This window comes from Pseudomonas sp. KnCO4 (assembly GCF_045344305.1).
GTDB classification, from domain to species: domain Bacteria; phylum Pseudomonadota; class Gammaproteobacteria; order Pseudomonadales; family Pseudomonadaceae; genus Aquipseudomonas; species Aquipseudomonas anuradhapurensis.
Genome location: NZ_CP174199.1, coordinates 2861338 through 2881696 on the forward strand (window position 1 = coordinate 2861338; position 20359 = coordinate 2881696).

The window sequence follows — 20359 nt, forward strand, 5'->3', positions numbered from 1 at the left end:
ATGACCCTCGATATCTCCCTGACCCCGATTGGCACCGCACCCGCCAACGACGAGGCTCGCCCTGCGGTTACCTGGAAGCGTCGCACACGCTGGCAGCGCGTATGGCAAACCTTGCTCCCGTTGCTGCGCCGACCCGGCTTCAGCCTGGCGCTGCTGGTCGTGCTGTTTGCCCTGTGCGCGGCGCTGGCACCCCACCTGCTGACCAGCTACGACCCTTATGCCACGTCGCCTGCCGACAAGCTCAGCGCCCCCGGCCTGGCGCACTGGTTCGGTACTGACGAGCTGGGCCGCGACCTTTACACCCGGGTGGTGTACGGCGCACGCCTGTCGGTGATGGCCGCCCTGCTGGCGGTGGTCATCGCCCTGTTCGGTGGCCTGGGTCTAGGTGTACTGGCTGGTTTTGCCGGCGGGCGCATCGACGCGGCGCTGATGCGCCTGATCGATGTGTTGCTGGCCCTGCCCGGCCTGCTGCTGGCACTGGCCATCGTCACGGCCATCGGCTTCGGCACGGTACCAGTGGCCGTCGCCGTGGGGGTCGGGATCATTCCGGGTTTCGCCCGCACCACCCGCGCCGAAGTGCTGCGAATCAAGACCCTGCCCTATGTCGAAGCCGCGCGCCTGGGCGGCGCCAGTTGGGCACGCACGCTGCTGCGCCACGTGCTGCCCAACGCCTGGGGCCCGGTGGCGGTGCTCGCCACCCTGGACTTCGGCGCCGCCATCCTGGCTACCGCCGGGCTCAGCTTCCTCGGCTTCGGCGCCGCTCCGCCAGCGGCGGAATGGGGCACGCTGATCGCCAACGGCCGCCACTTCCTCATCACTGCGCCTTGGGTATCCCTGCTGCCGGGGCTGTTCGTGGTGGCCGTGGTGTTCAGCCTCAACCACCTGGCGCGCAGCGCCGAGGAGCATGCCCGATGAGCCTGTCGCCGTTGATCGAGGTACGCGACCTGAGTGTCAGCTACGCCTTCGCCGGGCAACGCACCCAGGCCGTGAGCCAGCTGTCGTTCAGCCTGGCCCAGGGGGAGACCTTGGCCATCGTCGGCGAGTCCGGTTCGGGCAAGTCGACCCTGGCCAACGCCTTGCTCGGCCTGCTGCCCGGCAATGCCCAAATCGACCAGGGCCAGCTGTGGGTCGACGGGGTCGATGTGGCCCAGGCCGACGAGCGCACCCAGCGCCAGTTGCGCGGGCGTACCGTCGGGCTGGTGCCACAGGACCCGATGGTCAGCCTCAACCCTACCTTGCGCATTGGCCGGCAGATCGCCGAGGCGCTGGTGCTGGCCCGCGGCCGGCGCTACCGCGAGGTGCACAGCGAAGTCCTGGCCTTGCTGGCCCAGGTTGGCCTGGACGAGCCAGCGCTGCGGGCGCGCCAGTACCCCCACGAATTGTCCGGCGGCATGCGCCAGCGGGTACTGATCGCCATCGCCCTGGCTGGCGCGCCGCGGCTGATCATTGCCGACGAGCCCACCAGCGCACTGGATGTAACGGTGCAGCGGCGCATTCTCGACCACTTGCAACAACTGGTGGCCGAGCGCGGCATCTCGTTGCTGATCATCACCCATGACCTTGGCATGGCATGCGACCGCGCCGACCGCCTGCTGGTGATGAAGCAGGGCAAGCTCATCGAGCACGCCTCCCCCAGGCGGATACTCTGGGGTGCACAGCATCCCTATACCCGTGCTCTGCTCGATGCAGCGCCGGCCTTCGTGCCGCGGCGCAGGCCGGGCGTGGTGCCGGGCCAGGCGCCGCTGCTGCGCCTGAGCAACGTCGGCAAACGCTTTGCGCTGCCGGGGCAGCCTGCCCCCTTCACCGCCCTGGATGACCTGAACCTTGAAGTGCACGCCGGGCAGACCCTGGCCATCGTGGGCGAGTCGGGCTCAGGCAAAAGTACAGCGCTGCGTATTGCCCTGGGGCTGGAAAAGCCCAGCCAGGGGCAGGTCGAGTTCGCCGGCGAAGCGGTCAGCACGCTCAGCTGGCGGCAGTTCCGCCCCCTGCGTCGGCGCATCCAGCTGGTGCAGCAGAACCCGTTTGCCGCACTCGACCCGCGCTTCACCGTGTTCGACAGCATCGTCGAGCCGCTGGTGTCGTTCGGCCTACTCAAGGGCCAGGCACTGGAACGCAAGGCCCGCGAACTGGTTGCCAGGGTGCACCTGCCGCTGCCCTTCCTCGACCGCCTGCCGCGGGAATTGTCCGGCGGCCAGCGCCAGCGGGTGGCCATTGCCCGGGCCCTGGCACTGCAACCGGACGTGTTGCTGCTCGACGAACCGGTCAGCGCACTGGACGTATCGGTGCAGGCACAGATCCTCGCCCTGCTGGATGAGCTGCAGCGCGAATCGGGCATGGCTTACGTACTGGTCTCTCATGACCTGGCGGTGGTGGCAAGCATGGCTGACCAGGTGCTGGTGCTGCGGCGCGGGCAGGTGGTCGAGCAAGGGCCGGCGCTGCAGGTGTTCGGCCAGCCGGCCAGCGCCTATACCCGAGCGCTGATCGAGGCCATCCCTGGGCATTCGCGCAGCGTACTGCCCGTGGCGGTTTGACCGTTGTGCCACGCGGCACGGGCGTGCCGCGTGGATCAGACATTGAGGCCTATCTGGCCAGAGGTATTGAACGTGAGCAAACGACAGATCCATCTCAGCGCGATGATCCATGGTGTCGGCCACGGCTGGGGCGAGTGGCGGCATCCCGAGGCACTGGCCGACGCCAGCGTCAATTTCGCTTACTACAGGCAACAGGCACAACTGGCGGAGGCTGCGAAGTTCGATTTTGCCTTCATCGCCGACAGCCTGCACATCCACGCCCGCTCCAGCCCGCATTACCTCAACCGCTTCGAGCCGCTGACCATTCTCTCGGCACTGGCAGCTGTGACCTCGCGCATCGGCCTGGTGGCCACGGTCACGGTCAGCTACACCGAGCCTTTCCAGGTCGCCCGGCAGTTCGCCTCGCTGGACCTGATCAGCGGCGGTCGTGCCGGCTGGAACGTGGTCACCTCATGGCTCTCGGGCACCGCTGAAAACTTCGGCAAGGATCAACACCCTCCGCATGCCGTGCGCTACCGCATCGCCCGTGAACATGTCGAAGTCGTCCAGGGCCTGTGGGACTCGTGGGAAGACGACGCCTTCACCCGCGACAAACAGACCGGCGAGTTCTTCGACCCGGCCAAGCTGCACACCCTGGGCCACCAAGGCGAGTTCTTCAAGGTCAAGGGCCCGCTGAACATCCAGCGCTCACCCCAGGGCCAACCGCTGATCTTCCAGGCCGGGGTGTCGGAGGACGGGCGCAACTTCGCCGCGCAGAAGGCCGACGCGATCTTCGTCAACCCCGAGTCGTTCAGTGATGCCCGCGCTTATTACCAGGACCTGAAACAACGCGCCGCGGGCCATGGCCGCGACCCGGAACAACTGTTCATCCTGCCGGGTATCCGCCCCATCGTCGGCCGCGATGAAGCCGAGGTCGAGCGCCGCTACCAGCAGGCAGTAGACCTGGTGAGCATCGAAGACGCGCTGGTCGCCCTGGGCCGGCCGTTCAACGACTATGACTTCAGCCGGCATGAGCTGGATGCACCGTTCCCCGACCTGGGCAGCCTCGGCGACAACAGCCACAAGGGCACCGCCGACCAGCTGAAACAGCTGGCCCGCGACGAGGGCCTGAGCCTGCGCGAGATTGCCTTGCGCTTCTCGCGCCCGCGGCGGGACTTCACAGGGACCCCAGAGCAAGTTGCCGATGCCTTGCAAGGCTGGTTCGAGGGCGGCGCCGCCGATGGCTTCATCATCAACGCGTTGCTGCCCGATGGCCTGCAGTACTTCACCGAGCTGGTGGTCCCCCTGCTGCAGGCGCGCGGCCTGGTACGCAGCGAGTACACCGGCAGCACGTTGCGCGACAGCTTCGGCCTGGGCGTACCGAGCAACCGCAATACCCAACGTCGCCTCCAGGCCGCCGTCGCCTGACCGCCGCCCCTTGAAAAGGAGTTCCACCGCATGACCCTCGAATTCATTGGCCTCATCGGCCCCCAGGAAAGCAGTGAATCCCAGGCTCCGCGGGGCCCGCTGGTCGACCTGGATTTCATCAAGGCGTTCGCCCAGGCCCAGGAATACGCCGGGTTCGACAAGGCCCTGCTGGCGGTCAACACCAGTGCGCCGGACTCGATGATCCTGGCCAGCTACGTCGCTGCACTGACCGAGCGCATCGGCCTGCTGGTGGCACACCGCCCCGGCTTCCAGGCCCCGACCTTCGCCGCCCGCCAGTTCGCCACGCTCGACCAGCTCAGCCGTGGCCGAGCCTCGATCAACGTGATCACCGGCGGCGACAGCGGCGACCTACAACGCGACGGCGACTTCCTCGACAAGGATGCCCGCTACGCCCGCACCGACGAATACCTGGAGGTGCTGCACAATACCTGGACGCAGACCACGCCGTTCGACCACCACGGAACGCATTACCGGGTGGAAGACAACCTGACCCTGGTCAAACCCGTGGGCAAGCTGCCCGTGTACTTCTCCGGCGCCTCGGACGCGGCAGTGGAAGTCGCGGCCAGGCACGCCGATGTCTACATGATGTGGGGTGAGCCGCTGGCGCAAGTGCGCGAGCGCATTGCCCAGGTACGCAAGGCCGCTGCCCGCTACGGGCGGGAGAACCATATCCGCTTCAGCCTGTCGCTGCGGCCGATCCTCGGTGCAACGGCAGCTCGCAAACCGTCGAGTTCGACCCGGGGCACTTCTTCAACGCCGGCGCGGCACGCCTGCCCAGCCATCACCTGACCATCCTGGGCTACTGCCGTGAGCTGGGCGTGGAGTTGCAGGTGCTGGTCAACAGCAGCCGCAATGCCCTGGCCCAGCCGGACCTGGCCCGCCCGCCGCTGCTGCTGCGCCAGGCGGTCAACGACACCCGCGGGCACTTCAGCGAGCTGCTGGCGCGCAGCATCAACCGCAACAGCCTCGATGCCGACCTCAGCAGCAGCCAGCGCAAGGCCTTGCTGGCGTTCCTCAAGGTCTATGGCGACCTCGACAGCCAGCAGCAGTACCGCGGTTCGGTGCGCGCCGGCTACACACGCTTTGCCGGTGCCGGCGACCAGACGCCAATCCAGCGCCAGCCGGTGCCGCTGGAGCAATTGCTGGACAGCAACCTGCTGCTGCCCCTGGTATTCGACGAGATCCCCGAGTTCTCCTCGACCATGTTCCAGCCCGTTGGCGGCATGGACCAGATCCCCAAGGCGTTCTACCGCCAGGTCAAGGACAGCGTACGCCTGGGCGCTGAAGTGCTGGCGCTGGACACCGGCACCACCGGCGCCAGGGTGACCTGGCGCGACCGCAAGAGTGGCCAGCAGCATGTCGAGCACGCCGACTACGCCATCGTCACCTTGCCGCTGCCGTTGCTGGCCAAGCTGCCGAACAACTTCGACCAGGCCTTCAGGCAAGCCATTGCCAGCGCCGAAGGCGACAAGGCCAACAAGGTCGCCTGGCAATCACCGCGCTTCTGGGAAACCGATTTCCAGATCTACGGCGGGCTCAGCTACATCAACCATGAGGCGCGCACCTTGTGGTACCCCAGCGATCACCTCAACAGCGCCCAGGGCGTACTGGTCGCAACCTACAACACCGGCGAGGTGGCCCGGCAGTTTGCCGCCAAGTCGCTGCAGGCGCAGGTGGCCTCGTCGCGCCAGGCCGTGGAGTCGCTGCACCCCGGCCACAGCCACAAGCTTGGCCGGCCGGTGGTGGTGAACTGGTCGAAGATCCCGTTCAGCGAAGCCCCGTGGATCGTCCATGACGAAGTCGCACAGCCGGGCTACGACCTGCTCAACCAGCCCCAGGGCCGCACCTGGCTGGCCAGCGATGCCTTGGCCCATGGTGGCGTGGGCATCTGGCAGAACAGCGCAGCCGAATCCGCCCGCCGGGTGGTGGCCCTGATCGCCCGCCATGCCAGCCAGCCCACCCGCGGCGTCGCCGCCTGACCTGCAAGGAACCTTGCCCATGCCTCGTCTTCTCCTGCTTGCCGGAGTGCTCATGTCGCTCAGCCTCAACGCCCACGCCGACCGCATCACACGGATCGCGCCGCCCGGCTCGAATTTTCCCATCTCGCAATTGGTCACGGTACCGGCCGGCAGCCAGCTGACGTTCGTCAGTGGCACCCTGCCGGATGTCGTCGACCCCAACGCGCCCAAGGGCAGCACGGCCGCACTGGGCAACACCGAAACCCAGACCCGCTCGGTGCTGAACAAGCTGCGCACGGCGCTGCAGCGCCAAGGCCTGGACCTGGGCGACATCGTCCAGTTGCGGGTGTTCCTGGTAGGCGACCCGGCCAACGGCGGCGCACTCGACTTCGCCGGGCTGCAGGCGGCCTACACCGAGTTCTTCGCCACTGCCGAACAACCCCGCACCCCGACCCGCACGGCCATCCAGGTGGTGGCCCTGCCGCTGCCGGGCGCGCTGGTGGAAATCGACGCGATCGCGGCCAAGGCGCCGTGAGCGCGCCCGCCCTGCCAGACAAGGAAATGCGTGCATGAAGCAAGCTTTGAAAACGGCCCCGCTGTTCAGCGTGGCCCTGGCCGCCGGGCTGCACGGCGCTCCCGGCCTGGCCGAGGAACCCGCCGCCCAGGCCCTCGGCACGGTGATCGTCACCGGCAACCGGGGTAGCGAGAAACGCACCATCACCAGCAGCCCGGTACCGATCGACGTGATCAGCGCCAGGCAACTGCAGGAAACCGGCAAGCCCGGCCTGATGGAAGCCCTCAGTGCCAGCGTGCCGTCGCTGACCCTGCCGGAGAAGACCGGCTGGGACGCCAGCGGCATGGCCCGCGCACCGAACCTGCGCGGGCTCAATGCCGCCCAGGTGCTGGTGCTGGTCAACGGCAAGCGCCGCCACACCAGCGCCACCCTGAACATCAGCGGCATCAACGCCGGTGCGGCGCCCAGCGACCTCGACCTCATCCCCATCGCGGCCATCGACCATGACGAAGTGCTGCGTGACGGCGCAGCTGCCCAGTACGGCTCCGACGCCATCGCCGGGGTGATCAACGTGATTCTCAAGGCCGACACCAGTGGCACGGCGGTGAGTAGCGTCGGCCAAGGCTACGACGGCAAGAAACAGACCGTGCAGCAGAACCTGAACAAAGGCTTCGAGATCGGCCGCGACGGTGTCGTCCAGCTGGCCCTCGACGCCCGCAGCCAGAACGACGACAACAAGGCCAGCGCCAACGGCTACAGCCAGGCCGAAGCCCTGGACCGGGCCGGCAAGGTCACCTACGGCGGCTATGGCACGCCGAAGATCAACCTGCTGACCCTGGGCTACAACGCCGAACTGCCGCTGCAGGACGACCTCACCCTCTACTCGTTCAGCACCTGGTCCTACCGCAAGGCCGAGCAAGGCCAGAACTTCCGCCTGCCGACCATCGTCAACACCATCACCACCGGGCCCAACGGTCGCCCTTCCGGCTATACGCCTACCTGGTACATCGAAGAGTACGACTACCAGGCGGCGTTCGGCGCCAGGGGCCTGGCCGGTGAGTGGGACTGGGACCTGTCCAGCACCTACGGGCGCAACCAGTCCGAACAAGGCACCTGGAACAACCAGAACCCGTCCCTGGGCGAGGCCACGCCCGACCATTTCGAATCCGGCACCTGGGTCAGCTCGCAGCTGACCAGCAACCTCGACCTGCGGCGCAGCTTCGAGGTCGGCCTGGCCAGGCCCCTGGACGTCTCCTGGGGCCTCGAGCAGCGCCGCGATACCTACCAGGTCCAGGCCGGCGACTGGGCCAGCTGGGCCGACGGCGGATACTGTGTGGCGCCTGGCAATTGCGCAGCTTCAGGCGCCCAGGTCACCAACGGCATCTCGCCTGCCGAAGCCAGCAGTGCCAGCCGCAACAGCTACGCCGGCTACCTGGATGTCGGTTTCAACCCGCTACCCCAGTGGTACTGGGGCGCGGCCCTGCGCTACGAGCACTATGACCGCGGCATCGGCGCCACCCGCAGCGGCAAGCTGACCACGCGCTACGCGTTGACCCCTGAGCTGGCCGTGCGGGCCACTGTGAGTAACGGCTTCCGCGCCCCGTCGCTGGCCAACAGCCTGTTCAGCGCGCGCTCCACCACCTACGGCGTGGTCGACGGCGTATACCAGTCGATCAACTACGGCGTGCTGCTGGTGGACTCTGCCGCGGCCCAGGCCCTGGGCGCCGAGCCGCTGAAACCGGAAAAATCCACCAACTACAGCCTTGGCCTGGCCTGGCAGCCGAGCGAGCGCCTGGCCTTCACCGCCGATGCCTACCTGATCAACGTGCGCGACCGCATTACCCTGACCGGCACCCTGCTCGGCCCGGAAGTGACCCAGGCCTTGCTGGCCAACGGCATCGACTCGACCTCGGGCGGCCAGTACTTCACCAACGGCGCCAGCACCCGCACCAAAGGCCTGGACCTGGTGGGCAGTTATGACCAGGACCTGGGCAGTGCCGGGAGCGTGAAGTGGACGGCGGCCTTCAACTGGAACAACACCGAGATCCTCGCCTACAAGGACAGCGTGAGCATCCTCGGGACCTCATACGAGCTGATGAACCGCCAGGCGCGCAACCTGCTGACCGAGGTGCAGCCGCACACCAAGCTGATCCTCGGCGGCAACTGGCGGCTGGACCGCTACCGGGTCAACCTGGGGCTGACCCGCTACGGCTCGTGGCGCGAGGTGAATGCGGCCAACGACCGCTCGCTGGACCGCGAGTACAAGGCGCGCTGGATCACTGACGTGGATGTGGGCTACCAGCTGACCAAGGACCTGGAGCTGGCGATCGGGGCGCGCAACCTGTTCGACGTGTACCCCGAGCGCCAGGCGCCAAGCAGCAAGACCATGGTCAAGGGGTACGGCGTGTATTCGCCGTATGGCTTCACCGGGGGCTACTACTTCGGGCGGCTGACCTACACCTTCTGAGGCAGTCGGGGCTGCTGGTGCAGCCCCGACGATCTAGCGGCTGAAGCGCGGGATCGGCAGACCCAGGCTGTCACGCAAGGTAGTCCCCTCATAGGCAGTACGATAGACCCCGCGCGCCTGCAACAGCGGCACCACCTCCTGGGTAAACCGGCGGAACTGTCCCGGATGGCCAATGTAGATATTGAAACCATCCAGCGCCCGCGCCTCGAACCACTCAGTCATCTTCGCCGCCACCGTTTCAGCCGAGCCCACGAAAGCCCCCGGTCGCAACTGACGGCCGAACTCGACCGCCTGGCGCAAGCTGAAGCCCTTGGCCAGCGCCTGGTCGGCGATACGCTTGGCGTTGGTGAAGAAACTGCTGCGCGCATATTCCAGGCTTTGCTGGGGGAACGGCGCGTCCAGGTCGTACTGGCTGAAATCATGCCAGCCAAAATTGCGCCCGAACTCCTTCAGCGCCAGTTCGAAGCTGTGGTCGACCTGGTGGTAGTGGCGTTCGATCTCACGGGCATGCTCGTCGTTATCGCCCACATAGATCTCCGCCCCCGGCAGCACCAGCAGTTGCTCCGGATCGCGCCCCAAGCGCGCGGCACGGGCCTTGATGTCGCGGTAGAAGGCCTGACCCTGCTCGATACTGGCGGCGTGGGTGAACACCACGTCGGCAGTGGCGGCGCCGAGGTCGCGGCCCTGCTCGGAATCGCCGGCCTGGAAAATCACCGGCTGCCCCTGCGGCGAACGCTGGATGTTCAACGGGCCGACCACCGAGAAGTGCGGCCCCTTGTGGTCGAGGGCGTGCAGCTTCGCCGGGTCGAGGAAGCGACCGCTGGCCCGGTCACGAGGGAAGGCATCGTCTTCATAGGAGTTCCACAGGCCTTGCACCACCTGCACATGTTCCTCGGCCCGGGCGTAGCGGGTGTCGTAGTCGTAATGCTCGTCCAGCCCGTAGTTGCCGGCGGTGCCGGCATCGCCGCTGGTGACCACGTTCCAGCCCGCGCGGCCCTTGCTGATCAGGTCCAGCGAGGCCAGCCGGCGGGCGACGTTGAACGGTGCGTTGTAGGAGGTGGTAAGCGTACCGACCAGGCCCAGATGACGGGTACTGACCGCCAGCGCCGAGAGCAGGGTCAGCGGCTCCAGGCGGTTGAGGTAGTGCGACGGTGAGCCCGGGGTGATGAACTGGCTGTCGACGATAAATATCAGGTCGAACAGTGCCGCCTCTGCCTGGCGAGCGATGTCGATGTACCAGTCGATGCTGACGCTGGCGTCGGCTGGCAGCTCGGGATCAAGCCACAGGTTATGCCGGCCCGGGCCGCCGCAGCCCATGGTCAGGGCGCCGAGTTTGATCTGTCGTTTGCTCACGGGAAATCCTTTCAATGGCTGCTGGAATCGGCCGTCTGGAAGGCCGCGCCAAACGAGTTGTCGAACAGCTCTGCGGCTGGGTAGGCCTTGATCAGGCCGAGCCCGGCGAAGAAGTCCACGGTCTTCTGCGCGTCGACGATCACCTGCGGGTTCAACGGCGCCAGGTCGGTGCGGGCGCGGGCGAACCAGGCACGGGCGATGTCGCGGTCGGCGCGGGTGCGCTGGGCCCAGGCATCGGCGTAGGCCTCGGTATTGGCCGGGTTGTCGAGGGCCCAGTCGCGGGCCTTTTTCAGGCGCTGCAGGAAATCGGCGATCTGGGCACGCTTGTTTTCCACGGCCTTGCTGTTGGCCACCACGAAACTCTGCGCCGGGATCACCCCTTCGGCGGTGGCCAGCACCCGGGCGCCCTGGCGCTCCTGCTGGGTGACATAAGGCTCCCAGGTGGCGATCACGTCCACCGCACCGCCATCCAGGGCGTGGGAAGCATCCAGGGCACTGAGGTAGCGCAGCTCAAGGTCATCGCGCGGCACACCCGCCTTGTCCAGGGCGCTGAACAGCAGTTGCTGGCTCCACGAGCCTTTCCAGATCGCCGCGCGCTTGCCGCGCAGGTCCTGCAGACTGTGGATCGACGAATCCTTGCGCGCCAGGATGGCCACGCCTTCGAGGTTCTGCCGGCTGACCGCGATCACCTTGATCGGCGCCCCCAGGGCCCCGAGGAATAACGGCGGCGCATCACCGAGCAGGCCGATGTCGAGGCTGCCGACGTTGAGTGCCTCGGCCACCGGCGAACCTGCGGTGAACTGCTTCCACTCCAGGGTATAGGGCAGGTTGTCGAGCACGCCGGCCGCTTCCATCACCGCACGGGCATTGTAGCTCTGGTCACCGACTACCAGGCTCTGGGCAGCGGCGGCAAGGCTGAAGGTGGTGGCCAGCAGCGTGGCGGCCAGATGTTTGATGTAGCGCACGTTCGTCTCCGGATACCCGCCTGGGGTATGTGAGGCGATCCGCGCGTGCGGTCTCGTCCAGGGTTTATTTATAGCCCTAAGGCATTGATTTAGCGTTTTTTATAATTTAAAGCGTGTTCGCCGGCCTGTGAAATGCGCATTAGGCATAACCTCATGCTTGCGACCGGCACCATTTCAAAACAGAACAGCGCCTGTGTAAATGCGTTTTTCGCATATTAGCTTATTATCATTTTGCATTTTGAGAATAGAAAAGAGGTTTGCTAGGGTTACTACAAACCCGAAAGCCGAGCCTGCCCCATGACCCAGAACCTGCGCCCGGAGCGCTTGCGTCATTTCATCGACCGCTTCGCCGCGTTGCTCGACCAGCAACCTGACGAGGCCACCCTGCTCGACCATGGCCAGCAACTGCTGGCCGAACTGGTCGCCGAGGACGACTGGTTGCCGGGTGAGCTTGCCCAGCCCGATCCGCAGCGCTACCAGCAGTACCTGTTGCATTGCGACTCGCGCCAACGCTTTTCAGTGGTGAGCTTCGTCTGGGGCCCCGGGCAACAGACCCCCATCCACGACCACCGGGTCTGGGGCCTGATCGGCATGCTGCGCGGCGCCGAGCTCGCCCAGGGCTTCGCCCGCGACGCGCAGGGCGCGCTGCGGCTCGAGGGCGCGGCGGTGCGCCTGGCGCCCGGCCAGGTGGAAGCGGTGTCGCCGCGTATCGGCGACATTCATCAAGTCAGCAATGCCTTCAGCGACCAGGTTTCGATCAGCATCCACGTCTACGGCGGCAACATCGGCGCGGTCAAGCGCGCCGTATACGCCGTGGACGGCAGCGAGAAACCGTTCATTTCCGGCTACTCCAACACCCACCTGCCCAACATCTGGGACCTGTCCAGCGAGAACCCTGCCCGATGAGCACCGTCACCACCCGCCACTACCACGACATCCGCCACGCCCTGCTGGCCCGGGAGGAACTCGCCCTGATCGACGTGCGCGAAGAAGACCCGTTCGCCCAGGACCACCCACTCTTCGCCGCCAACATTCCGCTGTCGAAACTGGAGCTGGAGGTGCTCGCCCGGGTGCCGCGGGCAGATACCGCCATCACCGTCTACGACAATGGCGAAGGCCTCGCCGCCGTGGCCGCGCAACGCCTGTTGGCGCTGGGCTACAGCGACGTCGCCATACTCGAAGGCGGCCTTGCTGGCTGGCGCGCCGCCGGTGGCGAGCTGTTCCGCGACGTCAACGTACCCAGCAAGGCTTTTGGCGAACTGGTAGAGAGCGTGCGCCACACGCCGTCGCTGGCCGCCGAGCAGGTGCATGCGCTGCTGGATGAAAAGGCTGACGTGGTAGTGCTGGATGCCCGCCGTTTCGACGAATACCAGACCATGAGCATTCCAGGCGGCATCAGCGTGCCCGGCGCCGAACTGGTGCTGCGCGTGGCCGAACTGGCGCCGGACCCTAACACCCAGGTGATCGTCAACTGTGCCGGGCGTACCCGCAGCATCATCGGTACCCAGTCCCTGGTCAACGCCGGCATCCCCAACCCGGTGGCGGCCCTGCGCAACGGCACCATCGGCTGGACCCTGGCCGGCCAGCAACTGGCCCACGGTCAGCAGCGGCGCTTCAGCGAAGTCGGTGCCGGCACCCGTGCCAATGCGGCGCGCCAGGCCCGAACAGTGGCCGACCGTGCCGGGGTCCTGCGCCTGGACCGCGCCGGGCTGGCGCAATGGCAGGCCGAAGCCGGGCGCACCACCTACCTGTTCGACGTGCGCACGCCCGAGGAATACAGTACCGGGCACCTGCCTGGCAGCCGCTCGGTACCGGGTGGTCAGCTGGTGCAGGAAACCGACCATGTGGCAAGCGTGCGCGGGGCGCGCATCGTGCTGGTGGATGACGACGGTGTACGCGCCAACATGAGCGCCTCATGGCTGGCACAGATGGGCTGGCAAGTGGCGGTGCTCGATGGCCTGGTCGCGGCGGACTTCAGCGCGACTGGCGAATGGCAGCCAGCGCTGCCGGAATTACCCGCAGTCAGCGCGGTGAGTGTCGAACAACTGGCCAGCTGGCTGCAGGAGGACGGCACCGTGCTGCTCGATTTCACCACCAGCGCCAACTACGTCAAGCGCCATATCCCCGGTGCCTACTGGGCAATCCGTGCCCAGTTGGGGCAAGTGCTGGAACGCCTGCCCCAGGCCAGCCGCTTCGTGCTGACCTGTGGCAGCAGCCTGCTGGCGCGCTTTGCCGCGCGCGATCTGCAGGCCCTGACGCGAACCCCGGTGTACGTGCTCGAAGGTGGCACCGCACGCTGGATCGCGGCCGGGCAACCGCTGGAAACCGGCGAAACGCGGCTTGCCGTTCCACGCAGCGATCGCTACCGGCGCCCGTACGAGGGCACGGACAATCCCCGCGAGGCGATGCAGGGGTATCTGGATTGGGAATTTGGGCTGATTGCCCAACTCGAGCGTGACGGCACCCATGGGTTCAAGGTGCTGTGAGCCTGGACAAGTGTTCACCTTGGGGGATGTAGCGCCTGTGAGACCGAGCGCCGCGCGGGCGGCGCTCGGTCTCACAGGCAACGAAGAACTTCAGGCAAACACATCTGTCATGCGCAACCGGCCGCTCTACGGCGCATTTTATCTACTTGAAACCGCTCGTGAGGGCAGCCAGGGTTTACCGACGTGTATTGCTCCGCACGTTCCGTGCAGCGACTTGGCTGTCAAGACTTGATGGCACAAAGCCACCAATTAATAATGGTGCTTTCTCCGTATCACGCAAGGACCTGCCGTGAAGAAGCGCTACCTGACCCTCCCCCTCTGTGCTCTGTTACTGCAGGGGTGTGGTGTGACCATGGCCCGTTATGAGCCCAACTTCCAGAACGTTCAACAGCTCAAGCAGAATGCGCCACTACAACCGGTGCAAGAGGCCCAGGTTGCAGCTGACGCCGGCCAGGACTCGCTCATGGTTCGTCTGAACCCGATATCTTCACCCGAAGGTAGCGTTCCCCTGCACATTCAAGCCGCGATCAATGACGAACTCCGTCATGCCGGCCTGCTTGATCCGCACGCCGATCGACAGCTACAAATCCAATTGATCAAGAGTCAACTCAATTCTGGTGTAGCCAACGGCCATGGTGAGCTGGCCGCTCACTTCACTGTGCGCAAGGGTGATGTGGTGTTGTATGAAACCACGAAACAGGTGCAGCAGGACTGGAACAGCAGCTTTTTCGGCCCGATCGCCATACCCGCTGCAGCGAACAACTACAACCCGATGCTGCAAAACCTGCTCAAGACGCTTTATACCGACCCGCAGTTTATCCAGGCATTGAAATAAACACGGAAATAGAGCCGCAGTCGCGGCTCATTTCTCACCGGCTCAGCTGCGTGGGACAGGTGTACCGACAGCGGAATACTTCAGGCGATTGCTCTCGAACCAGTCCTTCAGCAGTGCATTCACCTGCCGATTGAAAGTATCGGTAACCGCTGCTTTCGGGGTGTTACCTACGAGTGGCAGGAACCAGATTCCCATCCACGTATTGATCGCGTCATGGTTGCTGCTCTTGCCAAGCGACTGACCACGGTCGTCCAAGGTTTCCAGGCTCATGGTGTATTGATCTGTTGCCAATGCCGGGATGATGGTGAACGTGAAACCACTGATGAAGGCGAGCACCATCTGCCCACCACCAGGCGCATGGTTGTAGACCTTGAGTCGAAGGTTGTAATCGCCAGGTTGCTTCTCGAACTCATCAAAGGTCACATGGCCAAAAAGGCCTGATTCGTTGAACGCACGCTTGAGCTCTGGTTTCAACATGTCTCGAGCTTGCGGTACTTCATTAGCGCTACTGGGATCGCCCTGAAAAAAGTCAAAATCCACATAGACGTTCGGCTTGTTCGCGTAGCTGGCCATCGACGGCAGTTCCACAGGCGCTACCTCATCCTTGGTGAAGCTCGCGCATCCACCGAGGCTGACAGCCAAGGCAAGCCCCAGGAATTTTACAAATCGCATTTCATCTTCCTTGCAAGATCAATAAGTTGCTTCACATGAAGTCGATGCGGATTCTAGAGGGATTTCGTTGATTGCAAAAGGCCATCACTGTTGCCGAGCATTGGCTTTGCGATTGCGCCTGATCACGCGAGCACCACTGAAACGTGGCTGAAATGCGCTGATGAAGCCATGTACCCGGTCAAACAACGGCGCGGGTGTCTGCGCGCCTACAGGCCCGCTCCCACAAGCACTAGAAATCCACCTTCCCCCGCCCCGCCTTGACCGTGCTGCGCCTGGCTTTCCCCTCGAGGCGGCGGGTCTTCGAGCCGAGGGTCGGTTTGGTGGGGCGGCGTTTCTTCTCGGTCTTGCCGGCAGCGATGATCAACTCGGCAAGACGCGCCAATGCGTCGGCCCGGTTCTGCTCCTGGGTGCGATACTGCTGCGCCTTGATGATCAACACGCCGTCGCCAGTGATGCGACTGTCACGCAGCGCCAGCAGCCGCTCCTTGTAGAACTCGGGCAAGGATGAGGCCGGGATGTCGAAGCGCAGGTGCACAGCGCTGGACACCTTGTTGACATTCTGCCCACCCGCGCCTTGCGCGCGAATGTAGCTCAGTTCGATTTCGGCATCTGGCAGATGTACGTTATTGGAGATGGTCAGCATGGCATGGCCCCTGGGAATCGCCCCCATTATCGCCGCCTTCTTGGCCTCCGAGCTACGGAATGAGTTTGGACCTGAGTGCGGTAGAACAGGCGATGGGGCGTGGAATTCAGTTGCAATGATGTCCCGCACCGCTCGTCGTACCAACTGCAGATTGAAACCAACACGCCGGGGCCAGGCCTCTCGAACCGGTATGAATGTTCTCAACTGCAGGAGCTTCTACCATGCGAGACTTCCCTACCCCGCCGTTTCCTTCTCAGCCTCAGAGTGTCCCTGGCTCACAGCGCAAGATGGAGCCCCACCCGGATTGTGGTGAGCAGTCGTACACCGGCCACAATCGCCTCGAAGGTAAGATTGCACTGATTACCGGAGCAGACAGCGGCATCGGACGGGCCGTAGCGATTGCCTATGCCCGTGAAGGTGCCGACGTCGCCATCGCTTATCTGAATGAACATGAAGACGCGCAAGAAACCGCACGCTGGGTCGAAGCCGCAGGCCGTCAATGCCTGCTTTTACCCGGAGACCTGGCGCAGAAACAGCACTGCTACGACATCGTCGAAAAGACAGTGAGCCAGTTCGGGCGAATCGACATCCTGGTCAACAACGCGGCGTTTCAGATGGCCCATGAGTCCCTGGAAGAGATTGACGATGATGAATGGGTGAAGACCTTCGATACCAATATCACCGCCATCTTCCGTATCTGCCAGGCGGCACTGCCTTCCATGCCCAAGGGCAGTTCGATCATCAATACGAGCTCGGTCAATTCCGACGATCCGTCCCCCAGCCTGCTGGCCTATGCCGCGACCAAAGGGGCCATTGCCAACTTCACTGCTGGCCTGGCTCAACTGCTTGGCAAGAAAGGCATTCGGGTCAACAGCGTCGCGCCAGGCCCTATCTGGACGCCTTTGATTCCGGCAACCATGCCGGACGAGGCCGTCAGGAACTTTGGCTCCAGCTATCCGATGGGGCGACCGGGGCAGCCGGTCGAAGTCGCGCCGATCTACGTGCTGCTGGGCTCCGACGAAGCCAGTTACATCAGTGGCTCACGTTACGCAGTGACTGGCGGCAAACCGATCCTTTAGCGACGATCCTTGGCGAAAGGCTCGCCGTGCTGGCGAGCCTTTCGCTTTTGCATGGCAGTATCAGCGTTTGTGCTGAACGTGATCACGGGCCGTTTTCTGCGCTGTCGAATCATGGGCTGTACCCGTGGATCCATCCGGACGATGGGCATCGTTGTCTCGTTCCTCTTCCCCATGCGGCTTCGTCTGCGCGCCTGCCTTCTGCCTATCACTCTTTTTCTTCATCTTGCGCTCCGAATTTCAGCCTTTGAACAAGGGAAGCCCAAGCGTGGACAAAGTTCATTTTCCTCTATTTGCGCAGCGCTCACACAAGGCGAACCAGACGCCGGATAGCCGTGTCGGAATCAGAACAGGTGATATCGAAGGCACACCGATGGAAAGAGAACCGGTAAAGGCTCAACAGGGTGCAGCTCAGCGAGATGAGGGTGGATGGTTGCCCCTGGAGCAATATGGTGCGCTCGGCGATGGGCGCTCTGTGGCACTGACTGGTCTGGACGGTTCCATCGACTGGTGGTGTGTGCCGCACATGGACTCACCCCCCCTGTTCGACAAGCTGCTGGCCCCCCAAACAGGAGGCTACTTTTCCATTACCCCCAACCAGCCGTTCGTTGCTGAGCGGCGCTACCTGCCAGGCAGCAACGTCCTCGAGACACTCTTCACGACCGACGACGGTCGTGCGCGGCTGACCGAGTCCTTGAACAGTGGCCCTGCCGGGCGTTTGCCCTGGGCCGAACTTGCCAGGCGCATCGAAGGTATCGAGGGTAGGGTCGACTTCGAGATCGCCATCGACTTCGGAACCCAAGCCGACACGGTAAGCCCCTACGTGGCGCCGAATGACAATGCCTGCGTTTTTCATGCAGGCCGAATACTCGGCATGTTCCTGCACGACCATCATGTGCACATCCAACGCAAGGACGACATGGGCGTCCGTGCTGTACTTCGCCTTGCTGCGGGGCAACGCTCGGTGGTCGCAATCATCGCGGGGCGTGATGAGCCGCTGGTGGTACCGCCATTGGCCCTGATCGATGAACGCATCGACGGCTCGCATCGGGAGTGGTGCCAATGGTCAAGGGGGCTGCTCTACGACGGCCCGTATCAGGCCCAGGTCATCCGAAATGCGCTGGCCCTCAAACTGCTGCTGTCCTCTCCGAGTGGTTCGATCATGGCGGCAGCGACCTCGTCCCTTCCCGAACGGATTGGCGGCGGCAAGAACTACGACTACCGCTTCGCCTGGATACGCGATGCCGGCTACACCATCGAAGCGTTTCTGGGCATCGGCGCTCAGCCAGAAGCCAAGGCTGCTTTTACCTGGCTATTGCGCCGGCTGGATGAACATGGGCCGCGGGTGTTCTATACCCTCGACGGTGCAATCGGTGATTGCCTGCGCCCGGTCGCTCTGCCTGGCTACAAGAACTCGCCCCCCGTTGTCGGCAACGACGCCCGCGACCAACTTCAACACGGGGTGTTCGGTGACATCTTCGAAACAGCGCGCTGCTTCATCGACAGCGGCAACATTCTCGATGCCCCGAGCGCCATGCTCCTCTCAGGCCTTGCCGACCAGTGCGCCGACGATTGGCGCCAGCAGGACGCCGGTATCTGGGAATTGCCGGAAAAGCAGCACTACACGATGTCCAAGATCAGTTGCTGGCAAGCCTTGAGCCGAGCCATCGAACTGGCAGATGGAGGCCATCTTCCCACCACCTGCCGGGAACGCTGGGATCGCGAGCGGCAGCGTATCCAGGAATGGATTGAGGTGCACTGCTGGAATGAGGAACGCCAGGCCTATGTTTTTCATCCAGACAGCGAGCGGCTGGATGCCTCGCTGGCATTGGCCGTCAGGTTCGGCTACCCCAGCACGAAACGTCTACGCAGCACGCTGGACGCCCTCGACCATGATCTGAAAGCCGGCGCTTTCCACTATCGCTACACCGATGCACAGGGAGAGGAAGGTTGCTTCCTGGCCTGCACATTCTGGTTGATCGAAGCCTGGGCCATTCTGGGAGACCAGGAGCGCGCGGTGGCCGCCTATTCAGACGCTTTGAAAGGGCTAGCCCACGGGGTAGGCATCTACTCGGAGATGGTCGATCCGCAGACGGGGCAGTATCTGGGCAACCTTCCGCAGGGCTTGACTCACCTGGCGGCCCTAAGAGCTGCGATGGCCATCGGTGGCTACCATCCCGAAAGGTGATAACGCACGCGGCTGGCGACAGGATCAACTGGATGCCGCCTCACATGTCCCCAGCAGCACAGCGAGCCCGAACCAGAGGCCTGGACGCTGCGAATCACCGAGGGCGCCAGCGTTCAGATTTTCAGCAAAACGCGGAAAGTCTTCCGGCAATCGCCTTGTTTTTCAGAAAACGCCCAACGGCTAGCCTGTCACGACTTCTCACCTGCAAGGACACCTCCGAATGAAAGCCATCGTCTACGACACCCCAGGCCTTCCGATTGAAGACTCGCAGTCGCTGTTCGAGCACGAACTGCCCAAGCCGACGCCGGGCGCCAGGGATCTGCTGGTCGAAGTCAAGGCCATCGCGGTCAACCCGGTCGACACCAAGGTCAGAGCCAGCCGTGGCGGCGACCGCCCTCAAGTGTTGGGTTGGGATGCAGTCGGTATCGTTCGCGAAGTCGGCGCCGAGGTATCGTTGTTCCAGCCTGACGACGAAGTGTTTTATGCCGGCGCAATCGATCGCCCTGGTACCTACAGCGAGTTTCACCTGGTCGACGAGCGCATCGTCGGGCACAAGCCGCGTACGCTGGACAACGCCAGCGCCGCCGCCTTGCCACTGACCTCCATCACTGCCTGGGAGCTGCTGTTCGACCGCCTGGGTGTAGAGGAAAATGGCGGTGCCGGTCAGAGCCTTTTGATCATCGGCGCCAGCGGCGGTGTCGGCTCGATCCTGCTGCAGCTCGCCCGCAAGCTCACCCAGCTCCAGGTGATCGGCAGCGCTTCGCGCCCTGAAACCCAGGCATGGGTCACTGAGCTCGGCGCGCATCACGTCATCGACCACTCGGCAGCCATCGCCCCGCAACTGCAGCAACTCGGGCTGCACCCGGTGGACTACGTGATAAGCCTGACCCACACCGAAAGCTACCTGGCGCAGATCGTCGAAGTATTGCGCCCACAAGGCAAGCTCGCACTGATCGACGACCCGGCGCAGCTGGATGTGGTGCCGTTCAAGCGCAAGTCGCTGTCGGTGCATTGGGAGCTGATGTTCACCCGCTCGCTGTACCAGACCGAAGACATGATCAAGCAGCACCAACTGCTGGAGAAGATATCGTCACTGATCGACGACGGGGTTATCCGGACTACCGTTGGCGAACATTTCGGCAGCATCAGTGCCAGCAACCTCAAACGGGCCCACGCGCTGATCGAAAGCGGCAAGGCGAAAGGCAAGATTGTCCTGGAAGGCTTCTGATCATTCATCCACTCA

At 64.2% G+C, this 20359-nt stretch carries 15 protein-coding genes and 2 pseudogenes; 13 read left to right on the forward strand and 4 right to left on the reverse strand.

Annotated features, from left to right (window positions below; genetic code table 11):
* The 7 genes and pseudogenes from ACJA3S_RS13540 (at window position 1) to ACJA3S_RS13570 (ending at window position 8898) form a co-directional block, all read left to right on the forward strand.
* Complete coding sequence (locus tag ACJA3S_RS13540; RefSeq protein ID WP_406818842.1) at window positions 1–915, forward strand: ABC transporter permease; 915 nt, start codon at window positions 1–3, stop codon at window positions 913–915.
* The gene (locus ACJA3S_RS13545; protein ID WP_406818843.1) at window positions 912–2531 is read left to right on the forward strand and encodes a dipeptide ABC transporter ATP-binding protein; all 1620 of its coding nucleotides are present in this window, start codon (window positions 912–914) and stop codon (window positions 2529–2531) included. Before ACJA3S_RS13540 ends, ACJA3S_RS13545 begins: the two co-directional genes overlap by 4 nt.
* Window positions 2532–2603: 72 nt before the next feature.
* A complete protein-coding gene (locus ACJA3S_RS13550; protein ID WP_406818844.1) occupies window positions 2604–3938 on the forward strand; it encodes an LLM class flavin-dependent oxidoreductase in 1335 nt (444 codons plus the stop codon).
* Window positions 3939–3968: 30 nt separating this feature from the next.
* A pseudogene (locus tag ACJA3S_RS13555) lies at window positions 3969–4670 on the forward strand (LLM class flavin-dependent oxidoreductase); the annotation flags it as partial.
* Window positions 4667–5938 (forward strand): annotated as a pseudogene (locus ACJA3S_RS13560) (flavin monoamine oxidase family protein); the annotation flags it as partial. The pseudogenes ACJA3S_RS13555 and ACJA3S_RS13560, both read left to right, overlap by 4 nt.
* A gap of 19 nt (window positions 5939–5957) precedes the next feature.
* On the forward strand, window positions 5958–6452 hold the full coding sequence (locus tag ACJA3S_RS13565; RefSeq protein ID WP_406818845.1) for a RidA family protein: 495 nt from the start codon (window positions 5958–5960) through the stop codon (window positions 6450–6452).
* Between the two features lie 34 nt (window positions 6453–6486).
* Window positions 6487–8898 (forward strand): TonB-dependent receptor plug domain-containing protein, encoded by a 2412-nt coding sequence (locus ACJA3S_RS13570; RefSeq protein WP_406818846.1) that lies wholly within the window; start codon window positions 6487–6489, stop codon window positions 8896–8898.
* A 33-nt stretch (window positions 8899–8931) separates the two neighbouring features.
* Here the strand turns inward: ACJA3S_RS13570 and ACJA3S_RS13575 are convergent, their stop codons facing one another.
* Both ACJA3S_RS13575 and ACJA3S_RS13580 read right to left on the reverse strand, forming a co-directional pair.
* Window positions 8932–10251 (reverse strand): LLM class flavin-dependent oxidoreductase, encoded by a 1320-nt coding sequence (locus ACJA3S_RS13575; protein WP_406818847.1) that lies wholly within the window; start codon window positions 10249–10251, stop codon window positions 8932–8934.
* Between the two features lie 11 nt (window positions 10252–10262).
* Window positions 10263–11216, reverse strand: a complete 954-nt coding sequence (locus ACJA3S_RS13580) for an ABC transporter substrate-binding protein (protein ID WP_406818848.1) — start codon at window positions 11214–11216, stop codon at window positions 10263–10265.
* A gap of 297 nt (window positions 11217–11513) precedes the next feature.
* Here ACJA3S_RS13580 and ACJA3S_RS13585 point away from each other — a divergent pair, with 297 nt between their 5' ends.
* The 3 genes from ACJA3S_RS13585 (at window position 11514) to ACJA3S_RS13595 (ending at window position 14537) form a co-directional block, all read left to right on the forward strand.
* Complete coding sequence (locus ACJA3S_RS13585; protein ID WP_406818849.1) at window positions 11514–12122, forward strand: cysteine dioxygenase; 609 nt, start codon at window positions 11514–11516, stop codon at window positions 12120–12122.
* Window positions 12119–13702 carry a rhodanese-related sulfurtransferase gene (locus tag ACJA3S_RS13590; RefSeq protein WP_406818850.1) on the forward strand — a complete coding sequence of 528 codons (1584 nt, stop codon included), beginning with the start codon at window positions 12119–12121 and terminating at the stop codon, window positions 13700–13702. Before ACJA3S_RS13585 ends, ACJA3S_RS13590 begins: the two co-directional genes overlap by 4 nt.
* Window positions 13703–13991: 289 nt before the next feature.
* On the forward strand, window positions 13992–14537 hold the full coding sequence (locus ACJA3S_RS13595; protein ID WP_406818851.1) for a hypothetical protein: 546 nt from the start codon (window positions 13992–13994) through the stop codon (window positions 14535–14537).
* 42 nt (window positions 14538–14579) lie between these two features.
* Here the strand turns inward: ACJA3S_RS13595 and ACJA3S_RS13600 are convergent, their stop codons facing one another.
* Together ACJA3S_RS13600 and arfB are read right to left on the reverse strand one after the other, a co-directional pair.
* A complete protein-coding gene (locus ACJA3S_RS13600) occupies window positions 14580–15209 on the reverse strand; it encodes a hypothetical protein (protein ID WP_406818852.1) in 630 nt (209 codons plus the stop codon).
* Window positions 15210–15438: 229 nt separating this feature from the next.
* Complete coding sequence (gene arfB / locus ACJA3S_RS13605; RefSeq protein ID WP_225777687.1) at window positions 15439–15852, reverse strand: alternative ribosome rescue aminoacyl-tRNA hydrolase ArfB; 414 nt, start codon at window positions 15850–15852, stop codon at window positions 15439–15441.
* Window positions 15853–16073: 221 nt separating this feature from the next.
* Between arfB and ACJA3S_RS13610 the strand changes: the two genes are divergently transcribed.
* The 3 genes from ACJA3S_RS13610 (at window position 16074) to ACJA3S_RS13620 (ending at window position 20344) form a co-directional block, all read left to right on the forward strand.
* Window positions 16074–16931: an SDR family oxidoreductase gene (locus tag ACJA3S_RS13610; RefSeq protein ID WP_170029777.1), complete on the forward strand. Its 858-nt coding sequence runs from the start codon at window positions 16074–16076 to the stop codon at window positions 16929–16931.
* Window positions 16932–17361: 430 nt separating this feature from the next.
* Window positions 17362–19116: a glycoside hydrolase family 15 protein gene (locus ACJA3S_RS13615; protein WP_406822252.1), complete on the forward strand. Its 1755-nt coding sequence runs from the start codon at window positions 17362–17364 to the stop codon at window positions 19114–19116.
* A 220-nt stretch (window positions 19117–19336) separates the two neighbouring features.
* Window positions 19337–20344, forward strand: a complete 1008-nt coding sequence (locus ACJA3S_RS13620; RefSeq protein WP_406818853.1) for a zinc-binding alcohol dehydrogenase family protein — start codon at window positions 19337–19339, stop codon at window positions 20342–20344.
* Window positions 20345–20359 lie beyond the last annotated feature (15 nt).

Bases quoted from the DNA above. Each gene is read 5' to 3' on its own strand.
- ACJA3S_RS13570 (WP_406818846.1), top strand. From the start codon at position 6,487: ATGAAGCAAGCTTTGAAAACGGCCCCGCTGTTCAGCGTGGCCCTGGCC.
- ACJA3S_RS13545 (WP_406818843.1), top strand. From the start codon at position 912: ATGAGCCTGTCGCCGTTGATCGAGGTACGCGACCTGAGTGTCAGCTAC.
- ACJA3S_RS13585 (WP_406818849.1), top strand. From the start codon at position 11,514: ATGACCCAGAACCTGCGCCCGGAGCGCTTGCGTCATTTCATCGACCGC.
- arfB (WP_225777687.1), bottom strand. From the start codon at position 15,852: ATGCTGACCATCTCCAATAACGTACATCTGCCAGATGCCGAAATCGAA.
- ACJA3S_RS13565 (WP_406818845.1), top strand. From the start codon at position 5,958: ATGCCTCGTCTTCTCCTGCTTGCCGGAGTGCTCATGTCGCTCAGCCTC.
- ACJA3S_RS13540 (WP_406818842.1), top strand. From the start codon at position 1: ATGACCCTCGATATCTCCCTGACCCCGATTGGCACCGCACCCGCCAAC.
- ACJA3S_RS13620 (WP_406818853.1), top strand. From the start codon at position 19,337: ATGAAAGCCATCGTCTACGACACCCCAGGCCTTCCGATTGAAGACTCG.
- ACJA3S_RS13600 (WP_406818852.1), bottom strand. From the start codon at position 15,209: ATGCGATTTGTAAAATTCCTGGGGCTTGCCTTGGCTGTCAGCCTCGGT.
- ACJA3S_RS13610 (WP_170029777.1), top strand. From the start codon at position 16,074: ATGCGAGACTTCCCTACCCCGCCGTTTCCTTCTCAGCCTCAGAGTGTC.
- ACJA3S_RS13590 (WP_406818850.1), top strand. From the start codon at position 12,119: ATGAGCACCGTCACCACCCGCCACTACCACGACATCCGCCACGCCCTG.